The organism is Bacillus sp. FSL W8-0519, from assembly GCF_038005585.1.
GTDB classification, from domain to species: domain Bacteria; phylum Bacillota; class Bacilli; order Bacillales; family Bacillaceae_G; genus Bacillus_A; species Bacillus_A paranthracis.
Window position 1 is genome coordinate 4178008 of the sequence record NZ_JBBOTL010000001.1, and the last position, 23816, is coordinate 4201823.

General features: G+C 35.0%; 27 protein-coding genes and 1 pseudogene. 11 read left to right on the forward strand and 17 right to left on the reverse strand.

The window, feature by feature from the left end; translation table 11 throughout:
* Positions 1 to 2 precede the first annotated feature (2 nt).
* A complete protein-coding gene (locus NST14_RS21970) occupies positions 3 to 515 on the reverse strand; it encodes a YqeG family HAD IIIA-type phosphatase (RefSeq protein ID WP_000765311.1) in 513 nt (170 codons plus the stop codon).
* A gap of 247 nt (positions 516 to 762) precedes the next feature.
* Here NST14_RS21970 and NST14_RS21975 point away from each other — a divergent pair, with 247 nt between their 5' ends.
* Positions 763 to 918, forward strand: a complete 156-nt coding sequence (locus tag NST14_RS21975; RefSeq protein WP_000850094.1) for a sporulation histidine kinase inhibitor Sda — start codon at positions 763 to 765, stop codon at positions 916 to 918.
* Positions 919 to 1064: 146 nt separating this feature from the next.
* On the opposite strand, the gene NST14_RS21980 is transcribed toward NST14_RS21975, so the two are convergent.
* The gene (locus NST14_RS21980) at positions 1065 to 1853 is read right to left on the reverse strand and encodes a phosphatidylserine decarboxylase (protein WP_048557583.1); all 789 of its coding nucleotides are present in this window, start codon (positions 1851 to 1853) and stop codon (positions 1065 to 1067) included.
* 290 nt (positions 1854 to 2143) lie between these two features.
* The gene (gene sigK / locus NST14_RS21985) at positions 2144 to 2857 is read right to left on the reverse strand and encodes an RNA polymerase sporulation sigma factor SigK (RefSeq protein ID WP_087985268.1); all 714 of its coding nucleotides are present in this window, start codon (positions 2855 to 2857) and stop codon (positions 2144 to 2146) included.
* Positions 2858 to 3115: 258 nt separating this feature from the next.
* On the opposite strand from sigK, the gene NST14_RS21990 reads away from it, so the two are divergent.
* Positions 3116 to 3346, forward strand: coding sequence for a hypothetical protein (locus NST14_RS21990; RefSeq protein WP_000667454.1), 231 nt, complete (start codon positions 3116 to 3118; stop codon positions 3344 to 3346).
* A gap of 54 nt (positions 3347 to 3400) precedes the next feature.
* Here NST14_RS21990 and NST14_RS21995 read toward each other — a convergent pair whose 3' ends face one another.
* The 3 genes and pseudogenes from NST14_RS21995 to NST14_RS22005 all read right to left on the reverse strand — a co-directional run bounded on the left by NST14_RS21995 (position 3401) and on the right by NST14_RS22005 (position 5899).
* The gene (locus NST14_RS21995; RefSeq protein ID WP_001998288.1) at positions 3401 to 4894 is read right to left on the reverse strand and encodes a YcdB/YcdC domain-containing protein; all 1494 of its coding nucleotides are present in this window, start codon (positions 4892 to 4894) and stop codon (positions 3401 to 3403) included.
* 87 nt (positions 4895 to 4981) lie between these two features.
* Entirely contained in the window at positions 4982 to 5131 is a 150-nt protein-coding gene (gene rpmG, locus NST14_RS22000; protein WP_001265617.1) for a 50S ribosomal protein L33, read from the reverse strand.
* A gap of 144 nt (positions 5132 to 5275) precedes the next feature.
* Positions 5276 to 5899, reverse strand: a pseudogene (locus tag NST14_RS22005) (nitroreductase family protein).
* A gap of 352 nt (positions 5900 to 6251) precedes the next feature.
* On the opposite strand from NST14_RS22005, the gene NST14_RS22010 reads away from it, so the two are divergent.
* A complete protein-coding gene (locus NST14_RS22010; RefSeq protein ID WP_000456216.1) occupies positions 6252 to 6902 on the forward strand; it encodes a GTP pyrophosphokinase in 651 nt (216 codons plus the stop codon).
* A gap of 54 nt (positions 6903 to 6956) precedes the next feature.
* Here NST14_RS22010 and NST14_RS22015 read toward each other — a convergent pair whose 3' ends face one another.
* Positions 6957 to 7421: a hypothetical protein gene (locus tag NST14_RS22015; RefSeq protein ID WP_048557582.1), complete on the reverse strand. Its 465-nt coding sequence runs from the start codon at positions 7419 to 7421 to the stop codon at positions 6957 to 6959.
* A gap of 54 nt (positions 7422 to 7475) precedes the next feature.
* Complete coding sequence (locus NST14_RS22020; RefSeq protein WP_000714927.1) at positions 7476 to 8861, reverse strand: alkaline phosphatase; 1386 nt, start codon at positions 8859 to 8861, stop codon at positions 7476 to 7478.
* Positions 8862 to 9122: 261 nt separating this feature from the next.
* On the opposite strand from NST14_RS22020, the gene NST14_RS22025 reads away from it, so the two are divergent.
* Positions 9123 to 9956 (forward strand): GNAT family N-acetyltransferase, encoded by an 834-nt coding sequence (locus NST14_RS22025; protein ID WP_061535608.1) that lies wholly within the window; start codon positions 9123 to 9125, stop codon positions 9954 to 9956.
* A gap of 15 nt (positions 9957 to 9971) precedes the next feature.
* Positions 9972 to 10856, forward strand: coding sequence for an alpha/beta fold hydrolase (locus NST14_RS22030; protein ID WP_080492477.1), 885 nt, complete (start codon positions 9972 to 9974; stop codon positions 10854 to 10856).
* A 36-nt stretch (positions 10857 to 10892) separates the two neighbouring features.
* On the opposite strand, the gene NST14_RS22035 is transcribed toward NST14_RS22030, so the two are convergent.
* From NST14_RS22035 to NST14_RS22045, 3 genes are all read right to left on the reverse strand, one after another.
* A complete protein-coding gene (locus NST14_RS22035; protein WP_000236601.1) occupies positions 10893 to 11393 on the reverse strand; it encodes a DoxX family protein in 501 nt (166 codons plus the stop codon).
* 264 nt (positions 11394 to 11657) lie between these two features.
* Positions 11658 to 12194 (reverse strand): delta-aminolevulinic acid dehydratase, encoded by a 537-nt coding sequence (locus NST14_RS22040; protein WP_073541146.1) that lies wholly within the window; start codon positions 12192 to 12194, stop codon positions 11658 to 11660.
* Between the two features lie 18 nt (positions 12195 to 12212).
* Positions 12213 to 12815 carry a histidine phosphatase family protein gene (locus NST14_RS22045; RefSeq protein WP_000766621.1) on the reverse strand — a complete coding sequence of 201 codons (603 nt, stop codon included), beginning with the start codon at positions 12813 to 12815 and terminating at the stop codon, positions 12213 to 12215.
* 170 nt (positions 12816 to 12985) lie between these two features.
* Between NST14_RS22045 and NST14_RS22050 the strand changes: the two genes are divergently transcribed.
* Positions 12986 to 13324, forward strand: a complete 339-nt coding sequence (locus NST14_RS22050) for a hypothetical protein (RefSeq protein WP_000871756.1) — start codon at positions 12986 to 12988, stop codon at positions 13322 to 13324.
* Positions 13325 to 13399: 75 nt separating this feature from the next.
* Entirely contained in the window at positions 13400 to 13522 is a 123-nt protein-coding gene (locus NST14_RS22055; RefSeq protein ID WP_000071861.1) for a DUF4023 domain-containing protein, read from the forward strand.
* A gap of 47 nt (positions 13523 to 13569) precedes the next feature.
* Here the strand turns inward: NST14_RS22055 and NST14_RS22060 are convergent, their stop codons facing one another.
* Positions 13570 to 14802 carry an eIF2A-related protein gene (locus NST14_RS22060; protein ID WP_000819451.1) on the reverse strand — a complete coding sequence of 411 codons (1233 nt, stop codon included), beginning with the start codon at positions 14800 to 14802 and terminating at the stop codon, positions 13570 to 13572.
* Positions 14803 to 15030: 228 nt separating this feature from the next.
* Between NST14_RS22060 and NST14_RS22065 the strand changes: the two genes are divergently transcribed.
* The 3 genes from NST14_RS22065 to NST14_RS22075 all read left to right on the forward strand — a co-directional run bounded on the left by NST14_RS22065 (position 15031) and on the right by NST14_RS22075 (position 20026).
* On the forward strand, positions 15031 to 17784 hold the full coding sequence (locus NST14_RS22065) for a S8 family serine peptidase (protein ID WP_000754134.1): 2754 nt from the start codon (positions 15031 to 15033) through the stop codon (positions 17782 to 17784).
* Positions 17785 to 17976: 192 nt separating this feature from the next.
* Positions 17977 to 19731, forward strand: coding sequence for an aromatic amino acid hydroxylase (locus tag NST14_RS22070; protein WP_000163099.1), 1755 nt, complete (start codon positions 17977 to 17979; stop codon positions 19729 to 19731).
* A complete protein-coding gene (locus NST14_RS22075) occupies positions 19712 to 20026 on the forward strand; it encodes a 4a-hydroxytetrahydrobiopterin dehydratase (protein WP_000979545.1) in 315 nt (104 codons plus the stop codon). The genes NST14_RS22070 and NST14_RS22075 overlap by 20 nt, the downstream gene beginning before the upstream one ends.
* A 16-nt stretch (positions 20027 to 20042) precedes the next feature.
* Here the strand turns inward: NST14_RS22075 and NST14_RS22080 are convergent, their stop codons facing one another.
* Positions 20043 to 20900: a VOC family protein gene (locus NST14_RS22080; RefSeq protein WP_000009821.1), complete on the reverse strand. Its 858-nt coding sequence runs from the start codon at positions 20898 to 20900 to the stop codon at positions 20043 to 20045.
* A gap of 21 nt (positions 20901 to 20921) precedes the next feature.
* Positions 20922 to 21326, reverse strand: a complete 405-nt coding sequence (locus NST14_RS22085; RefSeq protein ID WP_229143026.1) for a DoxX family protein — start codon at positions 21324 to 21326, stop codon at positions 20922 to 20924.
* Positions 21327 to 21482: 156 nt separating this feature from the next.
* Here NST14_RS22085 and NST14_RS22090 point away from each other — a divergent pair, with 156 nt between their 5' ends.
* A complete protein-coding gene (locus tag NST14_RS22090; RefSeq protein ID WP_001020702.1) occupies positions 21483 to 22028 on the forward strand; it encodes a helix-turn-helix domain-containing protein in 546 nt (181 codons plus the stop codon).
* Positions 22029 to 22057: 29 nt separating this feature from the next.
* Here the strand turns inward: NST14_RS22090 and NST14_RS22095 are convergent, their stop codons facing one another.
* From NST14_RS22095 to NST14_RS22105, 3 genes are all read right to left on the reverse strand, one after another.
* Positions 22058 to 22435, reverse strand: a complete 378-nt coding sequence (locus NST14_RS22095) for a MaoC/PaaZ C-terminal domain-containing protein (RefSeq protein WP_000025011.1) — start codon at positions 22433 to 22435, stop codon at positions 22058 to 22060.
* A gap of 111 nt (positions 22436 to 22546) precedes the next feature.
* On the reverse strand, positions 22547 to 23005 hold the full coding sequence (locus NST14_RS22100) for a GNAT family N-acetyltransferase (RefSeq protein ID WP_000276116.1): 459 nt from the start codon (positions 23003 to 23005) through the stop codon (positions 22547 to 22549).
* A gap of 56 nt (positions 23006 to 23061) precedes the next feature.
* The gene (locus NST14_RS22105; RefSeq protein ID WP_374703492.1) at positions 23062 to 23601 is read right to left on the reverse strand and encodes a GNAT family N-acetyltransferase; all 540 of its coding nucleotides are present in this window, start codon (positions 23599 to 23601) and stop codon (positions 23062 to 23064) included.
* Positions 23602 to 23816 lie beyond the last annotated feature (215 nt).

The following is a 23816-nucleotide window of genomic DNA, read 5'->3' on the forward strand; positions in this document are numbered from 1 at the left end:
CTTTATTCCTCCCAGTTAATTAAACCTTTTTTCTTCATGTTTCTCATAATTCTTCGTTCAATTTTTCGATTAAAGCGCGTTACTAATCCGTCTGTTTGTGCTACTGGTACAACTAAAATTGTATGCAGTCCAACTCGGTTTCCACCTAGCACATCTGTCAGTAACTGATCCCCAATTACTACAACTTCATCTGGTTGCAACTGCATCTCTCGTATCGCACGCTTAAACGCACGAACAAATGGCTTACGCGCACTATGAATAAATGGAATGCCTAATGGATCAGCAAAATCTTTCACTCGTTGCTCATTATTATTTGAAACGACCGTTACTTGAATGCCTTGCTCTTTCATTTTCAAAAACCATTCTTCAAGTTGTGGCGTTGCATTTGGACGATCCCATTCAATTAAAGTGTTATCTAAATCAGTAATAACACCTTTAATTCCACGTTTTTTCAAATCTTCTGGTTGAACATGATATACATTTTTCACATATTCATTTGGTAAAAATAGTTTCAATTTCTTTCACCTCTTTGAGGAGTTTTCATAAAAATTTTTCGACAACATATTTCGATATATGGCCTGTGGATAAAATTGTACACATTTTCCACATTAATTTTTCGGTTAATTTGGAATTTACTAACAATCTATACACATTTTATCCACCTAGGTATGTGGATAACCACCCGTTTGTGACTGTCATATTTTTTTGGTACATTAAATGCAACAACGAATCAATCCTTATATTATTAGGAGGTGACTCACCTTGAAAACAAAACATATGGAACAGTTATCTACTGAGTTACTCACTGAGTCTTATTATAAAGCAAAAGAACTAAAATTAAATCCCGACTTCATTTTACTTATAAAACAAGAAATTATTAGACGCTCATTAGAGGACAAGCTCGTCAAATCGTCTTGATTACATATAAAGTGAAATTTTAAGTAACTAACTTGTAAAAAGAGCCATCCTGCGATGGCTCTCGAATAAACAAGTACTCCCATCTAGGGAATTTCATCATTACGCATCTTTGTCCATAAATCTTACTTACAGTTATAAAATCTTTTTTACTTATGAGCCAATCGAGTAGCAATCTTTTCACCAAGGCGAAGCTCTTGTCCACTCTTCAATTCTTGCACTACTTCTATCATATCTTTTTCAAACAATAACACAACTGTTGAACCGAATGTAAAGTATGCCATTTCTTCACCTTTTTGAACAGTGTCTCTTTCATGCAGCAGCTCAATACTATTTACGAACATAGCTCCTACTTTTACAAGCGCCATATGTTCACCGTCACTATTCACTTCTGTAACGGAGCGATAGTTTTTTGACAATGGTTCTTTCCCGTATTCCATACCAGCTGCATTTACCGGATATGATTTTCTACCGAGTACAAATCTTTCAATCACAGAACCAGAAAGCGGACTATGAATACGATGATAATGACTTGGGCTTAAATAAATAACCATATATGTACCACCTGCATATCGCTGTGCACGTTCTTCATTACCTAGCATATCCACAATCGAATAACGCTTGCCTTTAATATCAAATGTTTTTGTGTCCTCAATAGGACCGTGATCAGCAAAAACACCATCAACAGGACTAACGATACTCGATGCATCTGTATCAATACTACGCTTTCCTTCTTTTAGCTTACGTGTAAATAATTCATGCAATGTTCTATATTCCTTCAAACCCTTTTCCATCTCATCTTGATTAATTTGAAATACTTTCGCATACGATGGAATAATGATAGAGCTCAAACGAGATTGTGCAAATTTACGTAATATATAAGAAGTAAAACGACCATTTGTAAGTTCGATCATAAGTCGATATAATGTACGTCGCAAATTGCGGAACCTCCTAATCAGTCTATAACTTTAGCTTCCCCTTCTTTTCCTTCTATATCATATGTAAAATTAGTTCTTATTCCCACATATCATATAGAACCGCCATATTATACATGCAGAAAACTAAGTACGGTATCATTCTTAAATTGTTTAGCACCTTCTAATATTACAGATAGAATCCGTCATTTTCAACAGTGAACATGGATTTCTTCTGAACACAACTCTTTTTCTTTCCTTATTTCCAAAAAGAAAAGCAGCCCATTTTAAAATACAGCTGCTTGTAATGTACATTATTCTTTTACTTTTTTCTCTTTCTCTGCTCTTACAAATTCATGGAACATTTTCATTAAAGCGCGCTTTTCAATTCTTGATACGTAGCTTCTGGAAATACCAAGTGCCTTCGCAATCTCTCGTTGCGTCTTCTCCTTATCAAGCCCCAGTCCAAAACGCTTCACGATTACTTCTTTCTCTCGTTCGTCTAAAATATCGATATACTCTTTAATCTTTTCTAACTCCATACTAAGCTGGATCATATCAATTACATCTTCAGACTCTGATTTTAATATATCAATAAGCGATATTTCATTCCCCTCTTTATCTTGCCCGATTGGATCATGAAGTGAAACGTCCTTTTTCGTTTTCTTTAATACACGTAAATGCATCAAAATTTCATTTTCAATACAGCGTGCTGCGTACGTCGCAAGTTTTGTACCTTTTCCTGCCGAATAGCTCTCGATTGCTTTAATGAGCCCGATTGTACCAATTGAAATTAAATCTTCTGCATCTTCCCCTGTATTTTCAAATTTTTTAACGATATGAGCTACAAGCCGTAAATTATGTTCAATTAACAGATTCCTCGCTTGAGCATCACCTTGCTCCATTAACTCTAAGTACTTTCTCTCATCGTCTGATGATAATGGCTGCGGAAACGCATTGTTCTTCACATAAGAAACAAAAACAAACACTTCTCGAACCATATATCCAATTGCGGCGAATAGACTCAAACCTTTCACCTCCGCCAAAATAGTGGTCTTTACTAAGTGTATGTGGGCATGAGGTTGTTTGTGTCTGTACGATATCATTCCCGTATGTTTTTAAGCATAATAATTGTCTCATAAAGCTTCACTACGTATACTTAAACAAAAGATTGGAGAGTGGAATATGAAATATTTCATTTCCCTCTTGTACCTGAGTAGCTTGTAAGAGATGAACTCCTTGTACGCTCTTGCAAGCTACTTGTACTACAAGGAGGGATTACAAATATGAAATTTGAAAGAACACGTGCTTATACAAGACACCAACGTCAACGTACAATGCGTCGAAAAATGAATATTGCAAAACACACATGGGGATATACTCCTGAAATTGCCGGTATTTTTGCAAAAGGAAAAGTTCACTGTTCTTGTGGAATGTGTACAATAAAGTGGAGAACAGAAGGACCGCCTGCTAGTGTACAGAAGTGGTTATATAAAATTGATACATACGAAGAATAATCGTTCTTTCTAAAAAAGGTCTTCTCTCGAAGACCTTTTTCCCTATTTAAAAGTTTATTTACTCCAAATTTTCTCCCCAGTATGCGCATCAATATAACGAATTTCTCGACTACAGTCGAAGGATTCTTTATGATTTTCATCCGTTGTTTGTTTATACAATAGTTCGTAAATTGTTTCCTCTACCTCATTTTCTAAAAACCATTCTAAATGAACTCGCATGGCCCCTCTGTATATTTCTAACGCTTTTTCCTTTGTTACTTTTGGTGTTGTTTCGTATGTGAGCAATTCTTTTATAAAATTGCTAGACTCTCCAGAGTAGTGCATCACAGCACCATTCTCTGTATTAATATTAATCATAATATATTTTCCCTCTACTTGAATGTCATTTACATATATTGAAAAGGAAAATCTCTCAATTCCATCTTCCTTTTCATAATTATCCCAAAGTTGAACATAATTGGTTGCATCCGGAATAATATGCTCCAAAAATTGAAGTGCTTTGTCTAAACATTGGTCTCTAGATAAGAGCGTTTTCCTTTCTCGCTCATCCTTCCACATTAAACAGGAAAGTAATTGATTTGTTTCTTTATCTAAAGTAATTACAACGAAGTTATCATGTTTCAATATCGGGGAATACTTTTTATAGAATTCCTCCATTGAATATGCATCTTTCTCTTTTCTTTCTTTTTGTAATTCTTTCTCCAGTACAAATCTCATCTGAATTTCATACCTATCCTCTTTTTCATCTACTTTTATAAATTTTTCTTTATCCCAATCTAATAAATCGAGCACATCTTTTCTTTCACTGTTTTTTATCGCTTTAACAACCGGTACTGTAGAAGCTATTCTATAGTGATCTGGCCCAAACAAATCTTTGCCTGTACTTGCTTTAATAAACGCATGGCTAGGATCTGGTTCATATACAAGATGGTACCCTTTTACTTCTTCTCCATTTTCATACTCACATGAGGAGTGTGTTAAATCTACAAATGCAAGTCTCATATCTTGTCTAGCCTTCAAATTTTCTAAGACGACGTTCTCCTCAACAATATCACTTGGCCATAACGGTTTTTTCTCGATAGCTTTTTGTCCATTATAATGAAAATGCATCACATCACCTAATGGATGTACTAGCACAACACACCCCGTATTCGGCAATGGATAGCCATTCACTTCTTGCATATAATTTACTTCTTTCCAACCACGCCTGTCGTCCTTAACAGTTACATATGTATAAAATTCATATCCTTCTTTTGTATATTTTGTTAAAAATATATTTGCAATCTCTCTCGCTTGATTTTCCTCTAGAGCTTCCTTATCGTCCGAAAAAGAATTTTCATCATCTATACTAAATTCAATTAAATTACCAGTATGTCTATTCAGCGTAATTTGTATCGTTCTCTCTTCATCCTCTTTATGCTCCCACCATAATAGATGATACGGGTCATCTACGCCTTCTTGATCGTCTACAACAAGTCTATAATCATCTGGAATGTTGATCATATGAGCCACTTGCTCTTTTCTTTCTATATCTTTTTGATTCATCATACCGCCCCCTTGTTACAATTTAAGGTAATTATAACAAACAAAACCAAAGGATAATAAACAAAAAAGACTAGAGATATCTCTAGTCTTCTACTTCGTTTCACGATGTAACGTTACCCGTTTTAATCGTGGACAATATTTTTTTAGTTCGATACGCTCTGGATTGTTTCGTTTATTCTTTTTAGAAATATAATTACGATCACCGCACTCCGTACAAGCTAGTGTAATATTTACACGCATATGTAATTCTCCTTTCTTTTAAAGATCGCAAACTAAATCGTAATGATTACGATTTATATATTATATAACTTCATTCTATTTGTCAATTGCAAAATAAAAGGGATCTAAATAGAACCCTTTTATTTAAGTAATCTATACCTTGTATTAAAATGTCTCATATGTAACAAACTCACTAATTGGTTTTCTATATCCTCGTGGGCGAATTTTAGTAGTATCACTTTTTCCTATCGTAATCATTAAAACAGGTACTACATGCTCTGGCATATTCAATTCACCTTGTACTGCTTTCTCATCAAAACCGATCATTGGACACGTATCATATCCATAATACTTAGCTGCGTACATAAAAGTCATCGCACTTAGCGAAGCATTTCTAATCGCTTCCTCTTCCATGAAGCGTTCTCCTTTTCCTTCATATAACCCTTTCGTTTGCTTAATTGTATCTTCATACTCACATTCATCAATCATCTTTAAAACCTTCATACCGAAATAAATATTTTCGACATTTTGGTATGCTCTCTTGTCACCACAAACAAGTATTACCGCAGATGCACTCGATACTTTATATTGTCCGAAGGCTAACTCTTTTAATCTTTCTTTGCGCTCTTGATCACGAATTACAACATAATGTGTATGTTGCAAATTGTAACAAGATGGAGAAAGCTTTGTGAGCTCAAATATTTTTTAAAAGTCCTCATCTGGGATTTCTATTCCTTGTACAAATTTCATTGCAGAACGTCTAGCAATTGCTAATTCTTCAAAGTTCACCGTATAGCCTCCTTAATAACTATAAATTCAAATATACATTAATTTATAAAAATGAATAAATCAAATAAAAACACTTTAAATTATCGAGAATAATGATGATTTGCAAAAAAAAGACAAAAAGCTGAAACAATTAGTTCATACGAAATTCACACGAATCTATTACTATAGAAACTGTACATAGTGAACTTATTAACAATCACGTTTATTTATATAAAATTTTATTTGAAAGGAGTTGAAAGTATGAAAACTAAATATCGTTTTATGATCTCATCATTTGCTGCTTGCGCCTACATGATTTGGTGTTTAGTATAATAACAACCTCACTTGTAAATAGGAAAAGGTGTGTATATAAATGGAATATAATCAATCAACAGTTAACTACTGGAAAGCTTTTGTACTACCATATACATTTGCTTTAGAAGAGTTAAAAACTAAATTTGAAATTATGAACCGGGAAGCCCAATTTTTAGAGGATTACAACCCGTTTGAACATATAAAAACAAGATTAAAACAACCTGAAAGTATTATTAAAAAACTTGAGCGTAAAAATTTATTACCGACAGTTGAAAATGCGCAAACGCATTTACAAGACATCATTGGCATTCGTATTACATGTTGCTTCGTAGAAGATATCTATCATTTGAAAGAAGTCATTCAAAAGCGTGAAGATATGGAAATCATAGAGGTAAAAGATTATATCGCTAATCCAAAACAAAATGGATATAAAAGTTTACACATGATTATTAAATATCCTTTATCACTGAATTCTGGTACAAAAGAAGTCTTTGCAGAAATTCAGTTACGTACGCTCGCAATGGACTTTTGGGCAAGTTTAGAACATAAACTTTATTATAAATATGAAGGGAAAATACCTGATTATTTAAAAGATGAACTACATGATGCCGCAATGAAAGCTGAGGATCTTGATAATAAAATGGCAACCATTCGCCAAGATATTGATGATATCGAAGCATGCTCAGATCAAATTATGTTACCACTATAAAAAAAGGTTCTCGCCAATGAGAACCTTTTTGCGCTATTTACGGAAAATTTCACTTTATTTCTTCTCTATCGTGCGAACCTCTTCAATTTTCCAGCCATCCTCTTCTTTTCCAAGTGCATACTGTACTTTTTTCTGAAGAGTGATTTCTCCATCTATTTCCTTTTCTTTTGTTTCAACAACAACATACCCTGCTTTACTAGCTTTTATGTCTATATGTTCCAATTCAATTTTCTTATTTCCCTTTTGAAAAGCTGCTTCTTTTTGCGTTTTTAAGTCTTCAGCACTAGGCATGTTCTTTGAAAATAACTCCATATGTTCAGTAAGATTTTTTTCATTTGTCGTCCGTACAAATTTCTCTATCACACCTTGAATCGTTTTCTCTTCTTCTTTCGTTATTTGTACCTTTCCTTCAGCTTTTGTAGTAGCTTTTTGTTCTATCTGATTCTCTTTGGATTGACATCCAACTAGCAATAATACACCTATTAGAAAGAGTCCTATCCCCCTGAAAAAAGCTCTCATCTTCCCATCTCCTAAAAAGAAAAGTGAGGCATTTCGCCTCACTTTCGTTTATAATTAGCGTCTTCCTTTATTCGGGTCGCCACCGCCAACAATATCAAAGACACGTTTCGCGATATTTGTATTCTCTTGAACGCCAGAGAACAAGTATTTACCAGGGCCAAATGCATATACGTTTACATCTTCTCCTGTATGTCCACCTGTTGTCCATCCTGTAACCGAACGCTTATTGAAAATATCTTCAATCGCATTATCAATCTTTGTTACATCTTTTGAAGGAGCAATATCATTTACCGCTTTAATTTCTTCAGGTGTTAATTGTAAATCAATATATTTTTTCAATGTTTCTTCTACATTTGCACCGTTTGCAATCTCATTTGCCATAAAGTCTGGTGTGCGTTTTGCAGCTTTAATTGGATCTACTTTAAAGTTATACTCACCATTTGCACCTAAAGATAATCCACCAGTAGCGTGGTCTGCCGTTGCAATAACTAACGTATTTTTATCTTTTTTCGCAAACTCAATCGCAGCTTTAAATGCTTTTTCAAAGTCTTCCATTTCACTCATTGCACCAACGATATCATTATCGTGTCCTGCCCAGTCAATTTGACTTCCTTCAACCATTAAGAAGAAACCTTTTTTATTTTTGTTCAAACGCTCAATTGCTGCATTTGTCATTTCTTCTAATGAAGGTGTCTTCTCATTGCGGTCAATCATTTTATCTAAACCGCCTGGTGCAAATAAACCAAGAATTTGATCATTTTTATCATTTAACAATTGATCTCGATCTGTTACGTAACTATAACCAGATTTCTTAAATTCTTCTGTAAGATTGCGATCTTTTCTAACAAAGTTTTTTACGCCGCCGCCAAGCATAACATCTACTTTATGCTTCCCTTTAATTTTCTCATCAAAATAATCATTTGCAATTGCGTCCATATTTTTACGACTAATGTCATGCGCACCGAAAGCAGCTGGTGTTGCATGTGTAATTTCAGAAGTAGCAACTAGTCCTGTTGATTTCCCCTTTTCTTTCGCTTGTTCAAGAACAGTTTTCACTTCTGCTTTATCATTATCAACTGCAATTGCCGCATTATATGTTTTAATTCCTGCTGACATAGCTGTTGCTGCAGATGCAGAGTCTGTGATATTTTCATGTTCATCTTCTGGATATGTCTTTTGTGTTCCTACAAGATGTTTATCAAACTCTGTAGATTCCATCTCAAAAGTTTTTGGATTATCTTTCATATAACGGTGAGCTGTCATATATGAAGGGCCCATACCATCCCCAATTAATACAATGACATTTTTAATCTTTGCATTGCTTCCGTTCTCATCTGCACTCACTTCACTAGAACGTGTAAAATTCCATGTTGCTACCGAAGTAACTGCTAATGATGCCACAACTGCAAATGGCCATGCTTTTTTCACAAACTTTTTCACTGTCTTGTCCCCCTAATTAGGTTATTCATTTCCCACTATCAAATTTAATAGAAGACTATTAAGAGAAAATTAGTTATATGTAAATTTTTTGTTAACTTATGTAAATATCAGTTATAATTTGTATAAGTTTGTCTTTTCATATCAACCATCTTCACCTTTACAATCAAAATATAAACAAGTTGGATTTCATTTAACGTAAATCTCTTATTTAACATTTTCCATCTACTTTTATGAAAATTAATAGAAATGTGGTGAGCATGTATGAAAATAATAAAGCTTGATGAATCTTTTATTTTTGATTTACTCGACCTTTGTAAAGCTATTGGATGGTTACAAAATAAAGCATTTATGAAAAAACAATTCGAAATGTACCTTTCTCTCGGTACACTTGTCGGTTATATGCATGAAAATAAACTGATTGCAGCTGGAGGCGTATTTCCTTTTAAAGATAGGTTTTCTACTATTGGCATGTTAATCGTCCATCCTCATTTTCAAAGACGAGGTATCGGGCGTATTTTGCTTAATCACTGCTTAGAACACACTCTTACAAAACAACCAATTGCACTTATTGCAACAAAAGCTGGCGAGCCTCTGTATACATCATGCGGATTTCAAACAGTAACGACGATTCATCGTTTTGAAAAACAAACTACTAAGACACATATCACTCATACAAAACAAATAAAAGAAAAAGATCTTATATCGCTTATTTCCCTCGATCAAATTACAACTGGTGCCGATCGTTCTTTACTTTATTCATTACTATTACCAAGAACGAGCCACTCTTTTAAAATTGAGAGACATAACTGTATAGAAGCTTTTTCCTTATGCATACAAAAAGATAGTATATTATGTATCAATCCACTTATCGCCAAAAGAGAAGAAGATGCTATTCAATTACTACAAAACATATGTGAATGTTGGAATGGCACAGTAAGAATTGATGTTCCACATTCACAATTTTCATTTCGCAAATTTCTTCAAATAGAAAATTTCCAAGAAACGCTCCTTTCACCTCTTATGATAAAAAATGGTAGCGAACTTCCTGGAAATCGTAATATGCTATTTGCTATGATAGATACAGCGTTATGTTAGAAAGGGGACACCTAATTGAAGCGATTTAGCTATTTTATGGTAGGTTGTCTTACTCTTACACTATTAGTAGGATGTAGTGCAGCAGAAAAGCCAGTAGAACAAGTAAAACAAGTTAAAAATACACTTACAGCAAAACTAGCTACCGAGGAAAAAATGGTAGAAATAGATGGTCAAACCATTTACTTCAAAAAGATTGGCAATGAAAAACCACCTTTACTTATGATCCATGGATTTGGAGGATCGTCAGATGGTTTTCAAAAGATTTACTCAGACTTAGCAAAAGATCATACAATTATTTCTGTAGATGCTTTAGGATTCGGGCGCTCATCTAAGCCGATGGATTTTTATTATTCTTTCCCAACTCATGCAAATTTGTATTATAAATTAATGAAAAAACTAGGTTACGATTCGTTTGCAATATTGGGCCACTCAATGGGCGGAGAAATTTCTCTTAATTTAACATATTTATATCCAGAATCCGTTACCCACCTTATTTTAACTGATGCTACGGGCGGTCCTCATACACTCGTTAATAAACAAGGATCACCAAGACCACAGTTGTCGACTGATTTAAATACCGTTTCTGCCATTGCAGATTATGATGAGAGCAAAGTGAAATTTAAACGTAATGATGAAGAACATTACAATAAAATGAAATTATGGCCTAGACGTCTTCAAATCAATGCAAATGAAATACAACAACCGACCTTAATTATATGGGGAAGAAATGATAGTAGCGTTTCGTGGAAAGAAGGAGAAACGTATCATCAATTTTTAAAAAATAGTACTTTCCATATTATCGAGAAAGGCTATCACGCACCATTTCGTCAGGAACCACAGGAGTTTGTAGGGTATGTGAAAGATTTCTTTGGCAAAAACCCTATAATAACTGAAAAATAAACGGGTATCTCATTTTGAGATACCCGTTTTCATATATTAAGCAGCTTGCTTTTGGCGTTTTTGAGTTTTTGATCCTAATACTTTCGGGATAACGAATCCATCCATTCCAAATTTCCCAGCGTTCATACCGGACACAAGAACAAACATAGATAAGATAACCATTTCAGGGTTCACACCAATTGACCCACTAAACATATAGGAAAAGTTCATTACAAGACCGAAAAAGACCGCTGTTTTTGTTAAACAGCCTACAATTAAACCAATCCCGACTAAAATTTCTCCCCATGTTACAAGTGTATTAAATAGATCAACGTTTGGAATTGCGAAATCTTGTAAAAATGATGCCCACCAAGATTGAACAGCCGGTTGTGCACCTTTAGATTTTTCAATTGCACCTTGTAAATAACCCGTTGCATCGAATCCTTTTCCTTGTAGTTTACCGATTCCAGCCATTAACCATGTGTAACCAAGATATACTCGAATTACTGCTAATACAAAAGAAACTGCTTTGTTTTCTCTTAAAAATTGAATAACCATATCTTCCTCCTAAAGTTGTAATTAAGTTAGTTACAGATAATATAATAACATTAGTTACTTATTTTTCAAACGTTAATTATGAATAATCCGTGACATGTGCAGGAAACATTAAAAACTAACGTTTATATAGTAACTTTTATTACCTGTAAAAACTTGAACATATCATACCACAGGTGATAATCATTTTCATTGAAAAAATTGTAAAAAAAATGTGAGTTAAATGTGAAACACGTTTATTCGAATATAGAATAAACGTGTTTCACACTACTTATATAATCGAAATGTATGTGTCTCCTCATCAATTAAACTCGCTTCTTGAAACGCTTCTTCTAACGTTTTCCCATGGTTAATAACCCCATAAAATAAGCGTATAGTAAACATAAGTGCTGCATTTCCATCTACATAATCTATCGATCCAATATACGATTTCGCACCACTACGTAAGAAAGATTCTGCTAGTTTTTGTTCCCCTAACGTACACCCACTATTTACAATATTTGTATTATGCAATTTTGCATATTTATAAATTTCTTCTGCACCAAAGTATCCTCTCGGTTCATCTTGTTCATATATATCTTCACCTAACTCTTCCATGACAAACTTTCCTTCCTCACCATGAAAGCAAAAGACGACATAATTAATATCGTTATATAAACCCTTTCCAGAAAGAATGTCGATGAATTCTTTCGGTCTACCAATCCAGTACGTTATAACTTTCGCCCCAAAGTATTCAAGTGATGCTCGGATTGATTGTGCCTCTAAATCAGAATTAAAGCCAACTACTAGTGCAACATTCCACATACACCCACCATCCTATAATTAGATCTCCTCAATCAAAATTTTAAGGGATACATCCATTTCATATATACCCGTTTCTTGCAAAAAATCAGCTCTAGTTAAAACGACTTTTTGTAAATATTGCCGATACGCAGTAATTGTCCCGTCGTGAGATACAATGCAAATTCTTTCAGCGCCTAGCTGACAACACCAAAGAAGAAATTCATCTACGATTTGCTGAAAACGATTCTCTGGAATAGTATTTATACCTTCCGTCCATAGCTGTTTATTTGTACTTTTCTCTATCAAAAAATGTGGAAATAAATTTGTTATTACCCCCTGATCTACTATGTGATCACATGGTAATGTTGTCGCTCCTTCTCGATAAGGAAAAATACGTGGGGATACATATGGGTGGACAATTTTTTGACAAGCTACTTTCGCACTCCATATTGTTGCCGTTTGTAAAGTTCTAATTGTAGGACTAGCAATTAATATATCCGTTTCTTGCAAGGGTACATTGCATTGAAGTAATTTAGCCTGATTCCTTCCCTCATCCGTTAACGGTGGATGAGGCACTTGTAAACTTGATGGCGAATCTTTTGTATGTTCTCCTTCACCGTGCCGAACAAAGATGAGTTTCATCCCCATCCTCCTCTCACTATAAAATCCTCTTACATATTTCTTCCCTATTCCATCCTTTATTCCTGCTATATGAAACATCGATATGTAAAAAATATTTGACACAACAAATTGGAAAACATTACAATTATATGTGTAAAATACTTTTTACAAGAGAGAGGAGAAACATGCATATGAAATGGCTAACTATCTTAATTGGCATGATTATATGGGGGTATATAAACGGATTTTTTAGCAGTGATAAAACTGCTAACCCTTGGATTACAGATGATGAACGCGAAACAAAAATTAAGCAAAAGGCAATCATTGCAAGCTGGTCCGGTGTTTTTATGTTTTGTACCATTAATCTCTTAAACAAATGGTTAGGTATAGAAACGAGTAATACATCACCATACTTACCAACTTCTGTCGCAACTATTTTAAAAGAAAATGTAGAGTTACAAATTTTATTTATGCTATTTATTACGTATGGCATATTTTACGTATACTATCGAAGAAAATTAAGCGCTTAACTTTTTATCTCATGATTATCCTCCTAAATGGTTATAGTAATTAGGACAAGATGAAAGGAAAGGAGCGATAGAAAAATGAGTAACTCGAATGACTTTTTAGATACACTGCATGAAAAACAAGCAAAAGATGAACAAAATAGAAAACGTCAAGGGAACGGAAACCCAGCGAAAAAAAAGCCAAATAAAACACATAAATAATAATAAAAAATCTGCTTAAAATTATCTTTTAGGCAGATTTTTTATTGTTATTTCACCGATATAACATTTCCCCAATTCCATTTCTCATAATACCACTCTGGTACATCTATATTTTCAATCCACTTCATTTCATGCTTTCCATCTCTATGAGCAAGCCATACATCTGCTTTCTTACGGTCTGAACGTATCCATATTAATTGATTGCTCTTCTTCATAAAGATTGGATGATAATCACCCTGCTTATGAGGTGGCTTTGTGATTCGATGCTGTACATTGCTTGTACTATCAACCTCATATAAAGATGGTAGTGGCCTTTTTTCTGGCAATGTTTCAAATCCTCCCTCTTTTGCTCGAGAGACGATAATTACGTTATCGTTCTTCCATGTAAAATCCCAATCGACATATCCTTTCGGTGTAAATGTGTTCTGCTGAAGTGCTGGCAATTCTTTTACTTTCAAATGTTTATTCTCTAATGCAACTCTCCCGCTTCCTTCAATATAGGCCAATATATTGTTGGCTGGCGCCCATTTGAACCATTGTGTGTTTAATAACATTTGATCTACCTTTTCAAAACGACTACCATCTGCACGAACTAAGCAAAGCGTATTGCTATCAGCTGACCATGAAGCTGTCGGTACTGCTAAAAATGAAATCCACTTTTGATCTGGCGACCACTGAAAGCCACTTGCAACTAACGCTAGGAAATCATCATGTTCATTTGGCAATGCATACAAATGCTTCATTTTGTGAGGATTCATATGTGCATCTTTTTGTACTTCATATAGCTGAGCTCCTGTCCATCCAGTTGGAAGTAAGTGTGCTTCAGAAGATACAAGAAACTTCTTTCCATTCGGGTACCATGCATAATCACCTACACCAGCCGATACATTTTCAAAATCTGCATTCTTTTTTTCTACCTCGAAGGTATGTAATGTACCTGTAAATATAAATGCAATTATATTTTCTGTTGGTGACCATTGATAATTTGATACTTCTGAGTGAAACGGCGTAACTTTCTTTCCATCTTTTAGCCGATATAACTCAAGATTACTTTGTTTCTTTCCTTTTACATATGCCAGCCACTCTCCATCATGAGACCACTTTGGCCCTGTTATATACTCTCCTTTTGTAAGTTGTTTTTCTTTTCCATCAACTTTAATCCAGAGGTCATGATGACGAATAAAAGCAATTTTAAATTCATTATTTTCTGCGCTACTATTAATGGTTGAACATAAAAATACGACTAACATTGTACCAACGCTTACTATGAACCGTTTCATAACACCCCTCCATTTCCCTCATAGCATTCCTCAATGTCCACCTACAATATGTAAAAAATACCTATTCGACATAATCAGAAAAAATTTCCCAAGAAATTTTAAATTCATAGAGGATTGGTATGAATTATGTCGAAAATATAGTTTAGCTAACATCCGATTATGTAATTCGAGATCAATTTGTAAGATGTTTTTTCGGAATATTAGCACTTTTTATTAGAGGGAGTTTCAATGAAAAAAACTACATCTACACTATTAAGTATGGCGCTCGTCTTTTCCAGTTTTGGAGCTTTAAGCGCACATGCTGAATCGCTACAAAAGGAGAAGCAATTTAGTCCACAGTTAAAAGCGAACATTGAACAATGGGGAGAAAACAAAATTGCGCAAAATGTTGAAACAAAAACATCAAAAGAAATTTCTGTCATTGTAGAATTGCAACATGCTCCACTCGCTTCACAAAGTAACATTCAGCATGCTCCAGATTTACAAAATAATCATGCACAGTCTTATCATACCGAGCTTAAAAAAGCACAAGAAGATACAACTAAGAAAATAAAAGAAAAAGCACCTGGTGCAAAAATTAAAGAAGTGTATAATACGTTATTTTCTGGATTCTCTATTTCAGTTCCTGGAGATCAAATTACCGCTCTTGCTTCTTTACCTGAAGTAAAAGCAGTCTATCCGAACTTAACATATAAATTACATGAAACATCAAAAAGTACTACTAATGAAGAAGCACCAAATATCGGCGGACCAACAATTGGTGCAATTGAAGCATGGAATTTAAAAGACCCATCTGGCAAACCGCTTGATGGAAAAGGTATGAAAGTAGCGATTATCGACTCTGGTGTAGACTATACACATCCTGACTTAAAAGCAAATTATATCGGTGGATATGACACAGTTGATGAAGATAATGATCCAATGGATGGTAACGTACATGGTACTCATGTAGCTGGAATTATTGCTGGTAACGGAAAAATTAAAGGCGTTGCTCCGAATGCTTCTATTTTAGCTTATCGTGTCATGAATGACGGTGGTACTGGTACAACAGATGATATTATTCAAGGTATTGAACGAGCAATTCAAGATGGTGCTGATGTGTTAAATCTATCCCTTGGACAAGATTTAAATGTACCTGATCAGCCTGTAACTTTAACGTTAGAACGTGCAGCAAAGCTTGGGGTTACTGCAGTCGTTTCCAATGGAAATGATGGTCCAAAACCTTGGTCTGTTGATGCACCTGGAAATGCAAGTAGCGTGATATCAGTTGGAGCATCTACAGTTTCTATTCCGTTTCCAACATTCCAAGTAGCTGGTTCCAGCAAAACATACCAAGGATTACCGTTATCAAAATCAGATTTCCCAATAGGAAATGATTCTCCACTTGTATATGTTGGCTATGGTAATCCAAGCGATTATGCAAAACAAGATGTGAAAGGGAAATTTGCACTTGTTTTACAAGGTACTTCTAGTACGTTAGTAAAAGCAGAACAAGCGAAACAAGCTGGTGCAGTTGGTGTACTATTCATTTCTACAGAAAAAGAAATCAATATTATGCCAGAATATTTTATGCGTGAAAATCTTGCCCTTCCAGTTATGCAATTATCAAATGTAAACGGTGAAGAGTTGAAAAACTTAATTACAAAACGTAAGAAAAATATAAAAATTGGCCAGCCAAATCCAACCGAATTGATTGCTAACTTCAGTTCCAGAGGTCCGTCACAAGGTAGTTGGCTTATAAAACCAGATATAATTGCACCTGGCGTACAAATTACGAGCACAGTGCCGAGAGGCGGCTATGAATCTCATAATGGTACAAGTATGGCTGCTCCACAAGTAGCTGGAGCGGTTGCCCTCTTGCGTCAAATGCATCCTGATTGGACGACAGAGCAATTAAAAGCATCCCTTGCCAATACCGCAAAAACTTTAAAAGATGTGAATGAAAATACATATCCTATTATGACACAAGGGTCTGGTTTAATTAACATCCCGAAAGCAGCTCAAACAGATGTATTAGTCAAACCTAACAATGTGAGCTTCGGTCTTATTAAGCCAAACAGTGGGAAAGTAAAACTGACGCAAAATATTACGTTACAAAATCTATCTAGTAAAAAGAAAAGTTTTTCAACTCGTGTGGAATTGCTAGATACAAACACAAAAACAAAAGTAAAAACTTCTGTACCTTCATCGATTAGCATACAGCCGAATAGTAGTACCGAAAAACCATTTACTATCACTGTCGATAGTTCGCTACCCCAAGGTGTCTATACTGGAAATGTGTATATAAAAGAACAAGGTAAGAAGGAAGAAACTCGCATTCCATTTACATTTAGTATCGATCCTAAAGATTACAAACGTATAGATGGACTCGAAATTATTAATTCTACATTTAGTCCAAATGGTGACCAAATATTAGACGATAATCTCATCAACTACTATTTAGTTGCACCTGTGGATGATGTAACATTGCACGCAAATTTAGTTACAAAAGAACGTGTAACGTACCAAGGGATTATCCATCAAGCTAAAAATGAAACAGCTGGATACAAACCTTTCAAATGGAATGGTACAAAAGCAGATGGTACTCCGTTAGCTGACGGTCTATACCAAATCGAAGCAGTTGCCTCTAATTCTGGTGGGGAAACAAAACAAACAGCTGCTGTATTTCTGGATCGAACTGCACCTAAGTTAACATACGAAATTGACCAAGAAAACCTTGTAATCACAGGAAAAGTGGATGATATCTTACTAGATTGGATGACAGAATCTGGTTGGGTAGCACCTGGAATTCCAGTGAGACTACAGTATGAAATCAACGGAAATGGTGTATGGGAAAGTGCATTCCTAAATCCTTGGGAGAAAAATTACGGCATTTATTTAGATCGTACTCAATTACAAGAAGGTAAAAATACAATTCACATTGTAGCAACAGATGCAGCTGGAAATACATCTAATTTAAATGTTGATTTAGATGTGAAATAAGGTAGTAACCCGATTCTTTCGCCCCTATCGGATTTTCCGATAGGGGCTTTTTCTATTTCTCACAGAAACAAATATTAAATAATTCCGAATCTTATGATAAAATTTTATAAGCGCTTACAATTTTTGAAAGGGGGTGATACAAGCTATACGAAACCGATACTTAATTTTATTTAAAAAAAGGAGGATGTCTAAATGACAAAGAAAAGAGAAATTCCATCGCATTTAAAACCATTCGTATCCACACAGCATTATGATCAATACACACCGGTGAACCACGCTGTATGGCGTTACATTATGAGACAAAATCATAGCTTCTTAAAAGACGTTGCTCATCCAGCCTATGTGAACGGACTACAATCATCTGGTATTAATATAGATGCAATTCCAAAGGTAGAAGAAATGAATGAATGTTTGGCGCCAAGCGGCTGGGGCGCTGTAACGATTGACGGACTTATTCCTGGCGTCGCATTTTTCGATTTTCAAGGGCACGGATTGCTACCAATCGCAACAGATATTCGCAAGGTAGAGAATATCGAGTATACACCAGCTCCAGATATTGTACACGAAGCTGCAGGACACGCACCTATTTTACTTGATCCTACATATGCAAAATATGTGAAACGATTTGGACAAATTGGTGCAAAAGCTTTCTCAACAAAAGAAGAACATGATGCATTCGAAGCTGTTCGTACATTAACAATTGTAAAAGAAAGCCCTACTTCTACTCCTGATGAAGTTACAGCTGCTGAGAATAATGTACTTGAAAAACAAAAGTTAGTTTCTGGCTTATCAGAAGCGGAACAAATTTCACGTCTTTTCTGGTGGACAGTAGAATATGGATTAATTGGAAATATAGATGCTCCAAAAATATATGGTGCTGGTCTTCTTTCTTCTGTTGGCGAAAGCAAATATTGCTTAACAGACGCTGTAGAAAAGGTTCCATTCTCTATAGAGGCATGTACAAGTACAACTTATGACGTAACAAAAATGCAACCACAACTATTTGTTTGTGAATCATTTGAAGAATTAACAGAAGCACTTGAGAAATTCTCTGAAACGATGGCCTTTAAAACAGGTGGTAAAGAAGGATTAGAAAAAGCAATTCGCTCTGAAAATCATGCAACTGCTGAATTAAATAGCGGCTTACAAATTACAGGTACATTTACCGAGACAATTGAAAACGATGCAGGTGAATTGATTTACATGCGAACGAGCTCGCCAACAGCATTAGCAATTCACAATAAACAGCTAGCGAATCATTCTACGTCTGTACACAGTGACGGGTTTGGAACACCAATTGGATTACTCACTGAAAATATTGCATTAGAAAATTGTACAGATGAACAATTACAATCATTAGGAATTACAATTGGAAATGTTGCTGAGTTTACTTTTGCAAGTGGTATTCATGTAAAAGGAACAGTAACAGATATTGTAAAAAACGATAATAAAATCGCTCTTATTTCCTTTATCAATTGTACAGTTACTTATAACGACCGCGTTTTATTTGATGCTTCATGGGGCGCATTTGATATGGCTGTTGGTTCAACAATCACTTCGGTATTCCCAGGTGCCGCAGATGCTGCAGCATTTTTCCCAATGGATGAAGAAATCCAAGAAATTCCTGCTCCACTTGTACTGAATGAACTTGAACGTATGTATCAAACAGTTCGCGATATCCGAAATGAAGGTATTTTACACGACGCGCATATCGAGCAATTAGTAGCAATTCAAGAAGTATTAAATAAATTGTATCCGAAAGAATGGTTACTTCGCCTTGAAATATTAGAATTGCTTTTAGAGCATAACAAAGGGCACGAAACATCAGCAGCATTATTACAACAACTTTCTACTTTCACAACGGATGAAGCTGTAACACGTCTTATTAACAATGGTCTTACGCTACTTCCAGTAAAGGATGTGAAAAATGATGCTACGATTAACTGAAGAGGAAGTTCAAGAAGAATTATTGAGGTTAGATAAATGGGTAGTAAAAGATGAAAAATGGATTGAAAGAAAATATATGTTTTCCGACTACTTAAAAGGAGTCGAATTTGTCTCTGAAGCCGCCAAACTATCAGAAGAACATAATCACCACCCATTTATCCTTATCCAGTATAAAGCAGTCATTATTACTTTGTCATCTTGGAATGCAAAAGGTTTAACGAAACTCGATTTTGAGCTTGCGAAGCAATTTGATGAACTATTTGTCCAAAATGAAAAAGCCATTATAAGAAAGTAAAAAAGAGAAGCCTTTATTAGGCTTCTCCTTTTATTTTGAAATGGATACAATGTCCAAATGGATCCTCTACTTGTAATATTCCATCTTTGTACGTAGCAATCTTGCCAATATTTTTTAAGCTTTCACATACTTGCTCTTTTTGTTTTTCATCTGCTAGTACAATTGTGAAATATTTCAAGCCAACAGAATTTGGCATTTGCGGTAGTATTCCTTCACCTTGCCACGTATTTAAACCGATATGGTGATGGTAGCCGCCTGCCGATACAAAGAGCGCCCCATTACGGGCTGGGATCGTTACTTCAAAGCCAAGACCATCCACATAGAAACGTTTCGCTTCTTCCAAATCAGCTACATGGAAATGAATATGTCCCATCACAGTACCAGCTGGAAACCCACTCCATTTACTTCCTTGCTGTAATAATTCTTCACCAGCTAACGGGTTACTAACAAATGGTAGCTCTCCATTCTCATCACGCCAAACTTCTTTTTGACGATCATGATAAATTTCAATCCCGTTTCCATCTGGATCAGCTAAATAAAGGGCCTCACTAAAGTAATGGTCAGCTCCGCCGTGCAGTGGATATACCATTTCTACAAGATGACGAAGGATATTCGCTAAATCCTGTCTGCTCGGTAATAAAATTGCGTAATGATATAAACCCGTTCTCCCTCTTTGCTTTGGTAAGGCTTCTTTCTTTTCTTCAATGATAAGGAGTGGTTCGTTATTTTCATTCCCAAATGTAACGACCATTTCATCTTCTTTTAGCACTTTCATACGTAGTACTTCTGTATAAAACTCTAGTGATTTCTTTATATTTGATACATATAAATGAACAACATCAAGTGTTGTATCGGGATGAAGTTGAAAACTCATCTTGTTAGCCTCCCATTTAAATTAGTTCTTCTTTGACATTTTCTCTTTTAAGAAATTATCTACAAAACCATCCGCTTTCGCAACAAATAAGTACGCACCCATTGCTAACAATGCAAGCTCTAATTCGAAACCAGGATTTTTTCCATCTCCTAATAAACCAGCTGACCATTTTACTTTTACAATTGCTCCAACCATAACTAGTGCAAATAATGATCCAATATATCTTACACCTAAACCTAGAATTAATAATAGACCGCCAACTAATTCAACTGTTGCTACACCGTATGCAAGTCCTCCTGGTAAACCAATGCTTGTGAACCACCCTGCAATATTGTCAATTCCCGATTGGAATTTTGTTAAACCGTGCATAAAGAACGTTACCCCTAACACGATACGAATAATTAAGTTACCAATATGTTGATTCATTTCCTTCTCTCCTTTATAGTTTTCTTATACAAAACTTTTATTTACATTACAAAACATACACTAATTTTTTTTATTCGTCAATTCATTTTCACTGGGAAAATATATATTTTTTTTGCTATGATACAAATAGTTGTTTATAAAAAGGAGCTTGATTTTATGAATATTGGTTCTGCAATACGTGAAATTCGTCAACGTAGAGGCATAACAATTGCACAAATTTGTGAGGGAACAGGTCTTTCTAAAGGGTTTATGAGTCAGGTTGAAAATAATAAAACATCACCATCTATCTCAACTTTAGAAACAATCTCCAATTTTTTAAACGTTCCTCTTCCCTATTTATTGTTAGAACAAAAAGATCGATTGAAAGTTGTCAAAAAGGTAGAGCGTAAATATAGTGTATACGGAAAAGATGAACAAAGAATTGAACATGTTGCAGAGCAAGGTGGCCTTCGCCTCAATCTCGTAGAAATTCCTGCTGGGTTTCCGAAAGAAAACACACCAAATGCCCATGAAGGAGAAGAATGTCACCTTGTATTACGCGGAAAACTAGAAGTTCAACATGGAGAAGATGTTGCAATTGTAGAAGAAGGAGATTCTTTCTCCTGGAATGCATGTGTTCCTCATATCGTTCGTAATATAGGAGAAGAAACTGCATTATTACTCATCTCTAGTCATGCAGAAAATCGAAAACGTGTTTATTAAAAAAAGAAGCCTGTAAATCAGGCTTCTTTTTATCCTCTTATAACTCCATAGCTTGTCCCAACTAGTACAGTCTTTTCGTGTTGATTACGATAAACTGACTCGATTGAAACCTTTTTGTATCCTTCCATCTGTTCAACATTCGTTAAAGTTAATTCACAAGTGATCGTATCTCCTGTAAAAACTGGTCTAATAAACTCACTTACTAATTCTCTTGCTATGTAATGTAATTCTTCGCCTACTTTCGTTCCAATACTAGCAGTCAATAAACCATGAACCATTAAACGTCCATTTTCATCATATTCCATATGATGCCTACCTTTATCCCCTGTAATATTTGCAAATTCAAAAACCTCTTCCTCAGTAAATCTTCTTTCGTATTTAAATACATCCCCAACTTTTATACTCATTTTTATCCCCCTAATAATAAACAGAATTTTCTTTCATTTTATCATAAAATGAATCTTAGTTCAGTTTATATTATTAAAATAGTAAGCCTTTTTCTGTTCTACTTTTTCTCCTTATCGGTGCCCCTCTTTTTTAGCTATTTGATATCCATAGTACGCACATGTTCCATTTCTCGATAACTCTCTCACCTCAAAACCACAACTTCTATAAAAATCAAAATTACTCGCAGAAGTATGCGCAAACCAGTCACCATGTGGCAATTTTTGCAAACAAAGAGCAACAAGTTTCTTACCTAATCCCTTCCCTCTATATTCACATTTCACAACTAAATTTACTATGTTGGCTACCATGATTCCATCAGAAATGACTCTAACCATCGCAATCATCTCTTCTTCATCCCAAATTGTGAATGCCCATGTTGAATTTTCAAATGCTATCGTGAATTTTTCAATTTGCCAAGAAGGGATATTATCATTGCTCCAACCGGCATCTTCGAATAAAGTTTTAATTGCATATGCAGGTACACCATTCGTTCCCTCACGAATAATAAGTCCATTATGATAAATGTACATGTAATCCCCCCTTTATTTTTATATACCATTCTTCAAAAGATGCAATTCACCTTTTTTCATCCAATGCGCCTAATGGAATAAACGAGAACATCCATCCCATGAAATGAAGTTGTTTTCTCATAACTAAGCCCCGTTTTTCTAGCAACAAAGATTGAGGCGGGGTGATCCGGATTAATAAGAGAGATTAATTTATTCATTCGTAACGCTTGGAAGCCATAATCTCGAAATGCTGCCGCTGCTTCTTTCGCATACCCTTTTCCCCAATACTGAGGTAATAACCAATAACCAATTTCAATTTCCTCTTTTCCATCTATTTGCTGCTTTACTAATCCTGCATGACCAATTCCTATTCCCGTTTCCTTTTCAATCAATACAAATAAACCGAGACCGTTTTTATAGCTAGGAATCACCCACTCCTCCAAACTTTTTTTACACTGCATATATGTTTTTAACGTCCCATTTCCAATATAGCGCATTACCTTCTCATTTCCCCATAGTGAAGCGTAGAACTGTAAATCATCCATTGTATATTTGCGAATTTGTAAACGATCTGTATGAAACATTTCTGCACTCCTTCCCACGAATTTGTACTTCATTACACGCTCACGTCTTGTATCCATACTAAATGTTACTATCTATTATAAATGAACTAACATTAAAATACAGAATATTCAATCTCAAAAGAATTTAAAAAAGGCAGTAGACAAATATTGTCTACTGCATCCATATCATAACTAGCATAAAGAAAACTACAATTGAGGGGGGTGTAGGATTTTCAAATACACTAGATACTTATCCCGTTCTAACGGGC

Excerpts from the sequence above, each read along its gene's own strand:
- NST14_RS22085 (WP_229143026.1), bottom strand. The coding sequence starts at position 21,326 with ATGAATCAACATATTGGTAACTTAATTATTCGTATCGTGTTAGGGGTA.
- NST14_RS22075 (WP_000979545.1), top strand. The coding sequence starts at position 19,712 with ATGATGCTACGATTAACTGAAGAGGAAGTTCAAGAAGAATTATTGAGG.
- NST14_RS22050 (WP_000871756.1), top strand. The coding sequence starts at position 12,986 with ATGAAATGGCTAACTATCTTAATTGGCATGATTATATGGGGGTATATA.
- NST14_RS22090 (WP_001020702.1), top strand. The coding sequence starts at position 21,483 with ATGAATATTGGTTCTGCAATACGTGAAATTCGTCAACGTAGAGGCATA.
- NST14_RS22070 (WP_000163099.1), top strand. The coding sequence starts at position 17,977 with ATGACAAAGAAAAGAGAAATTCCATCGCATTTAAAACCATTCGTATCC.
- NST14_RS22080 (WP_000009821.1), bottom strand. The coding sequence starts at position 20,900 with ATGAGTTTTCAACTTCATCCCGATACAACACTTGATGTTGTTCATTTA.
- NST14_RS22060 (WP_000819451.1), bottom strand. The coding sequence starts at position 14,802 with ATGAAACGGTTCATAGTAAGCGTTGGTACAATGTTAGTCGTATTTTTA.
- NST14_RS22035 (WP_000236601.1), bottom strand. The coding sequence starts at position 11,393 with ATGGTTATTCAATTTTTAAGAGAAAACAAAGCAGTTTCTTTTGTATTA.
- rpmG (WP_001265617.1), bottom strand. The coding sequence starts at position 5,131 with ATGCGTGTAAATATTACACTAGCTTGTACGGAGTGCGGTGATCGTAAT.
- NST14_RS22025 (WP_061535608.1), top strand. The coding sequence starts at position 9,123 with ATGAAAATAATAAAGCTTGATGAATCTTTTATTTTTGATTTACTCGAC.
- NST14_RS22055 (WP_000071861.1), top strand. The coding sequence starts at position 13,400 with ATGAGTAACTCGAATGACTTTTTAGATACACTGCATGAAAAACAAGCA.
- NST14_RS22105 (WP_374703492.1), bottom strand. The coding sequence starts at position 23,601 with ATGAAGTACAAATTCGTGGGAAGGAGTGCAGAAATGTTTCATACAGAT.
- NST14_RS22040 (WP_073541146.1), bottom strand. The coding sequence starts at position 12,194 with ATGTGGAATGTTGCACTAGTAGTTGGCTTTAATTCTGATTTAGAGGCA.
- NST14_RS22045 (WP_000766621.1), bottom strand. The coding sequence starts at position 12,815 with ATGAAACTCATCTTTGTTCGGCACGGTGAAGGAGAACATACAAAAGAT.
- NST14_RS22095 (WP_000025011.1), bottom strand. The coding sequence starts at position 22,435 with ATGAGTATAAAAGTTGGGGATGTATTTAAATACGAAAGAAGATTTACT.
- NST14_RS22065 (WP_000754134.1), top strand. The coding sequence starts at position 15,031 with ATGAAAAAAACTACATCTACACTATTAAGTATGGCGCTCGTCTTTTCC.
- NST14_RS21990 (WP_000667454.1), top strand. The coding sequence starts at position 3,116 with ATGAAATTTGAAAGAACACGTGCTTATACAAGACACCAACGTCAACGT.
- NST14_RS22010 (WP_000456216.1), top strand. The coding sequence starts at position 6,252 with ATGGAATATAATCAATCAACAGTTAACTACTGGAAAGCTTTTGTACTA.
- NST14_RS22100 (WP_000276116.1), bottom strand. The coding sequence starts at position 23,005 with ATGTACATTTATCATAATGGACTTATTATTCGTGAGGGAACGAATGGT.
- NST14_RS22015 (WP_048557582.1), bottom strand. The coding sequence starts at position 7,421 with ATGAGAGCTTTTTTCAGGGGGATAGGACTCTTTCTAATAGGTGTATTA.
- NST14_RS21995 (WP_001998288.1), bottom strand. The coding sequence starts at position 4,894 with ATGATGAATCAAAAAGATATAGAAAGAAAAGAGCAAGTGGCTCATATG.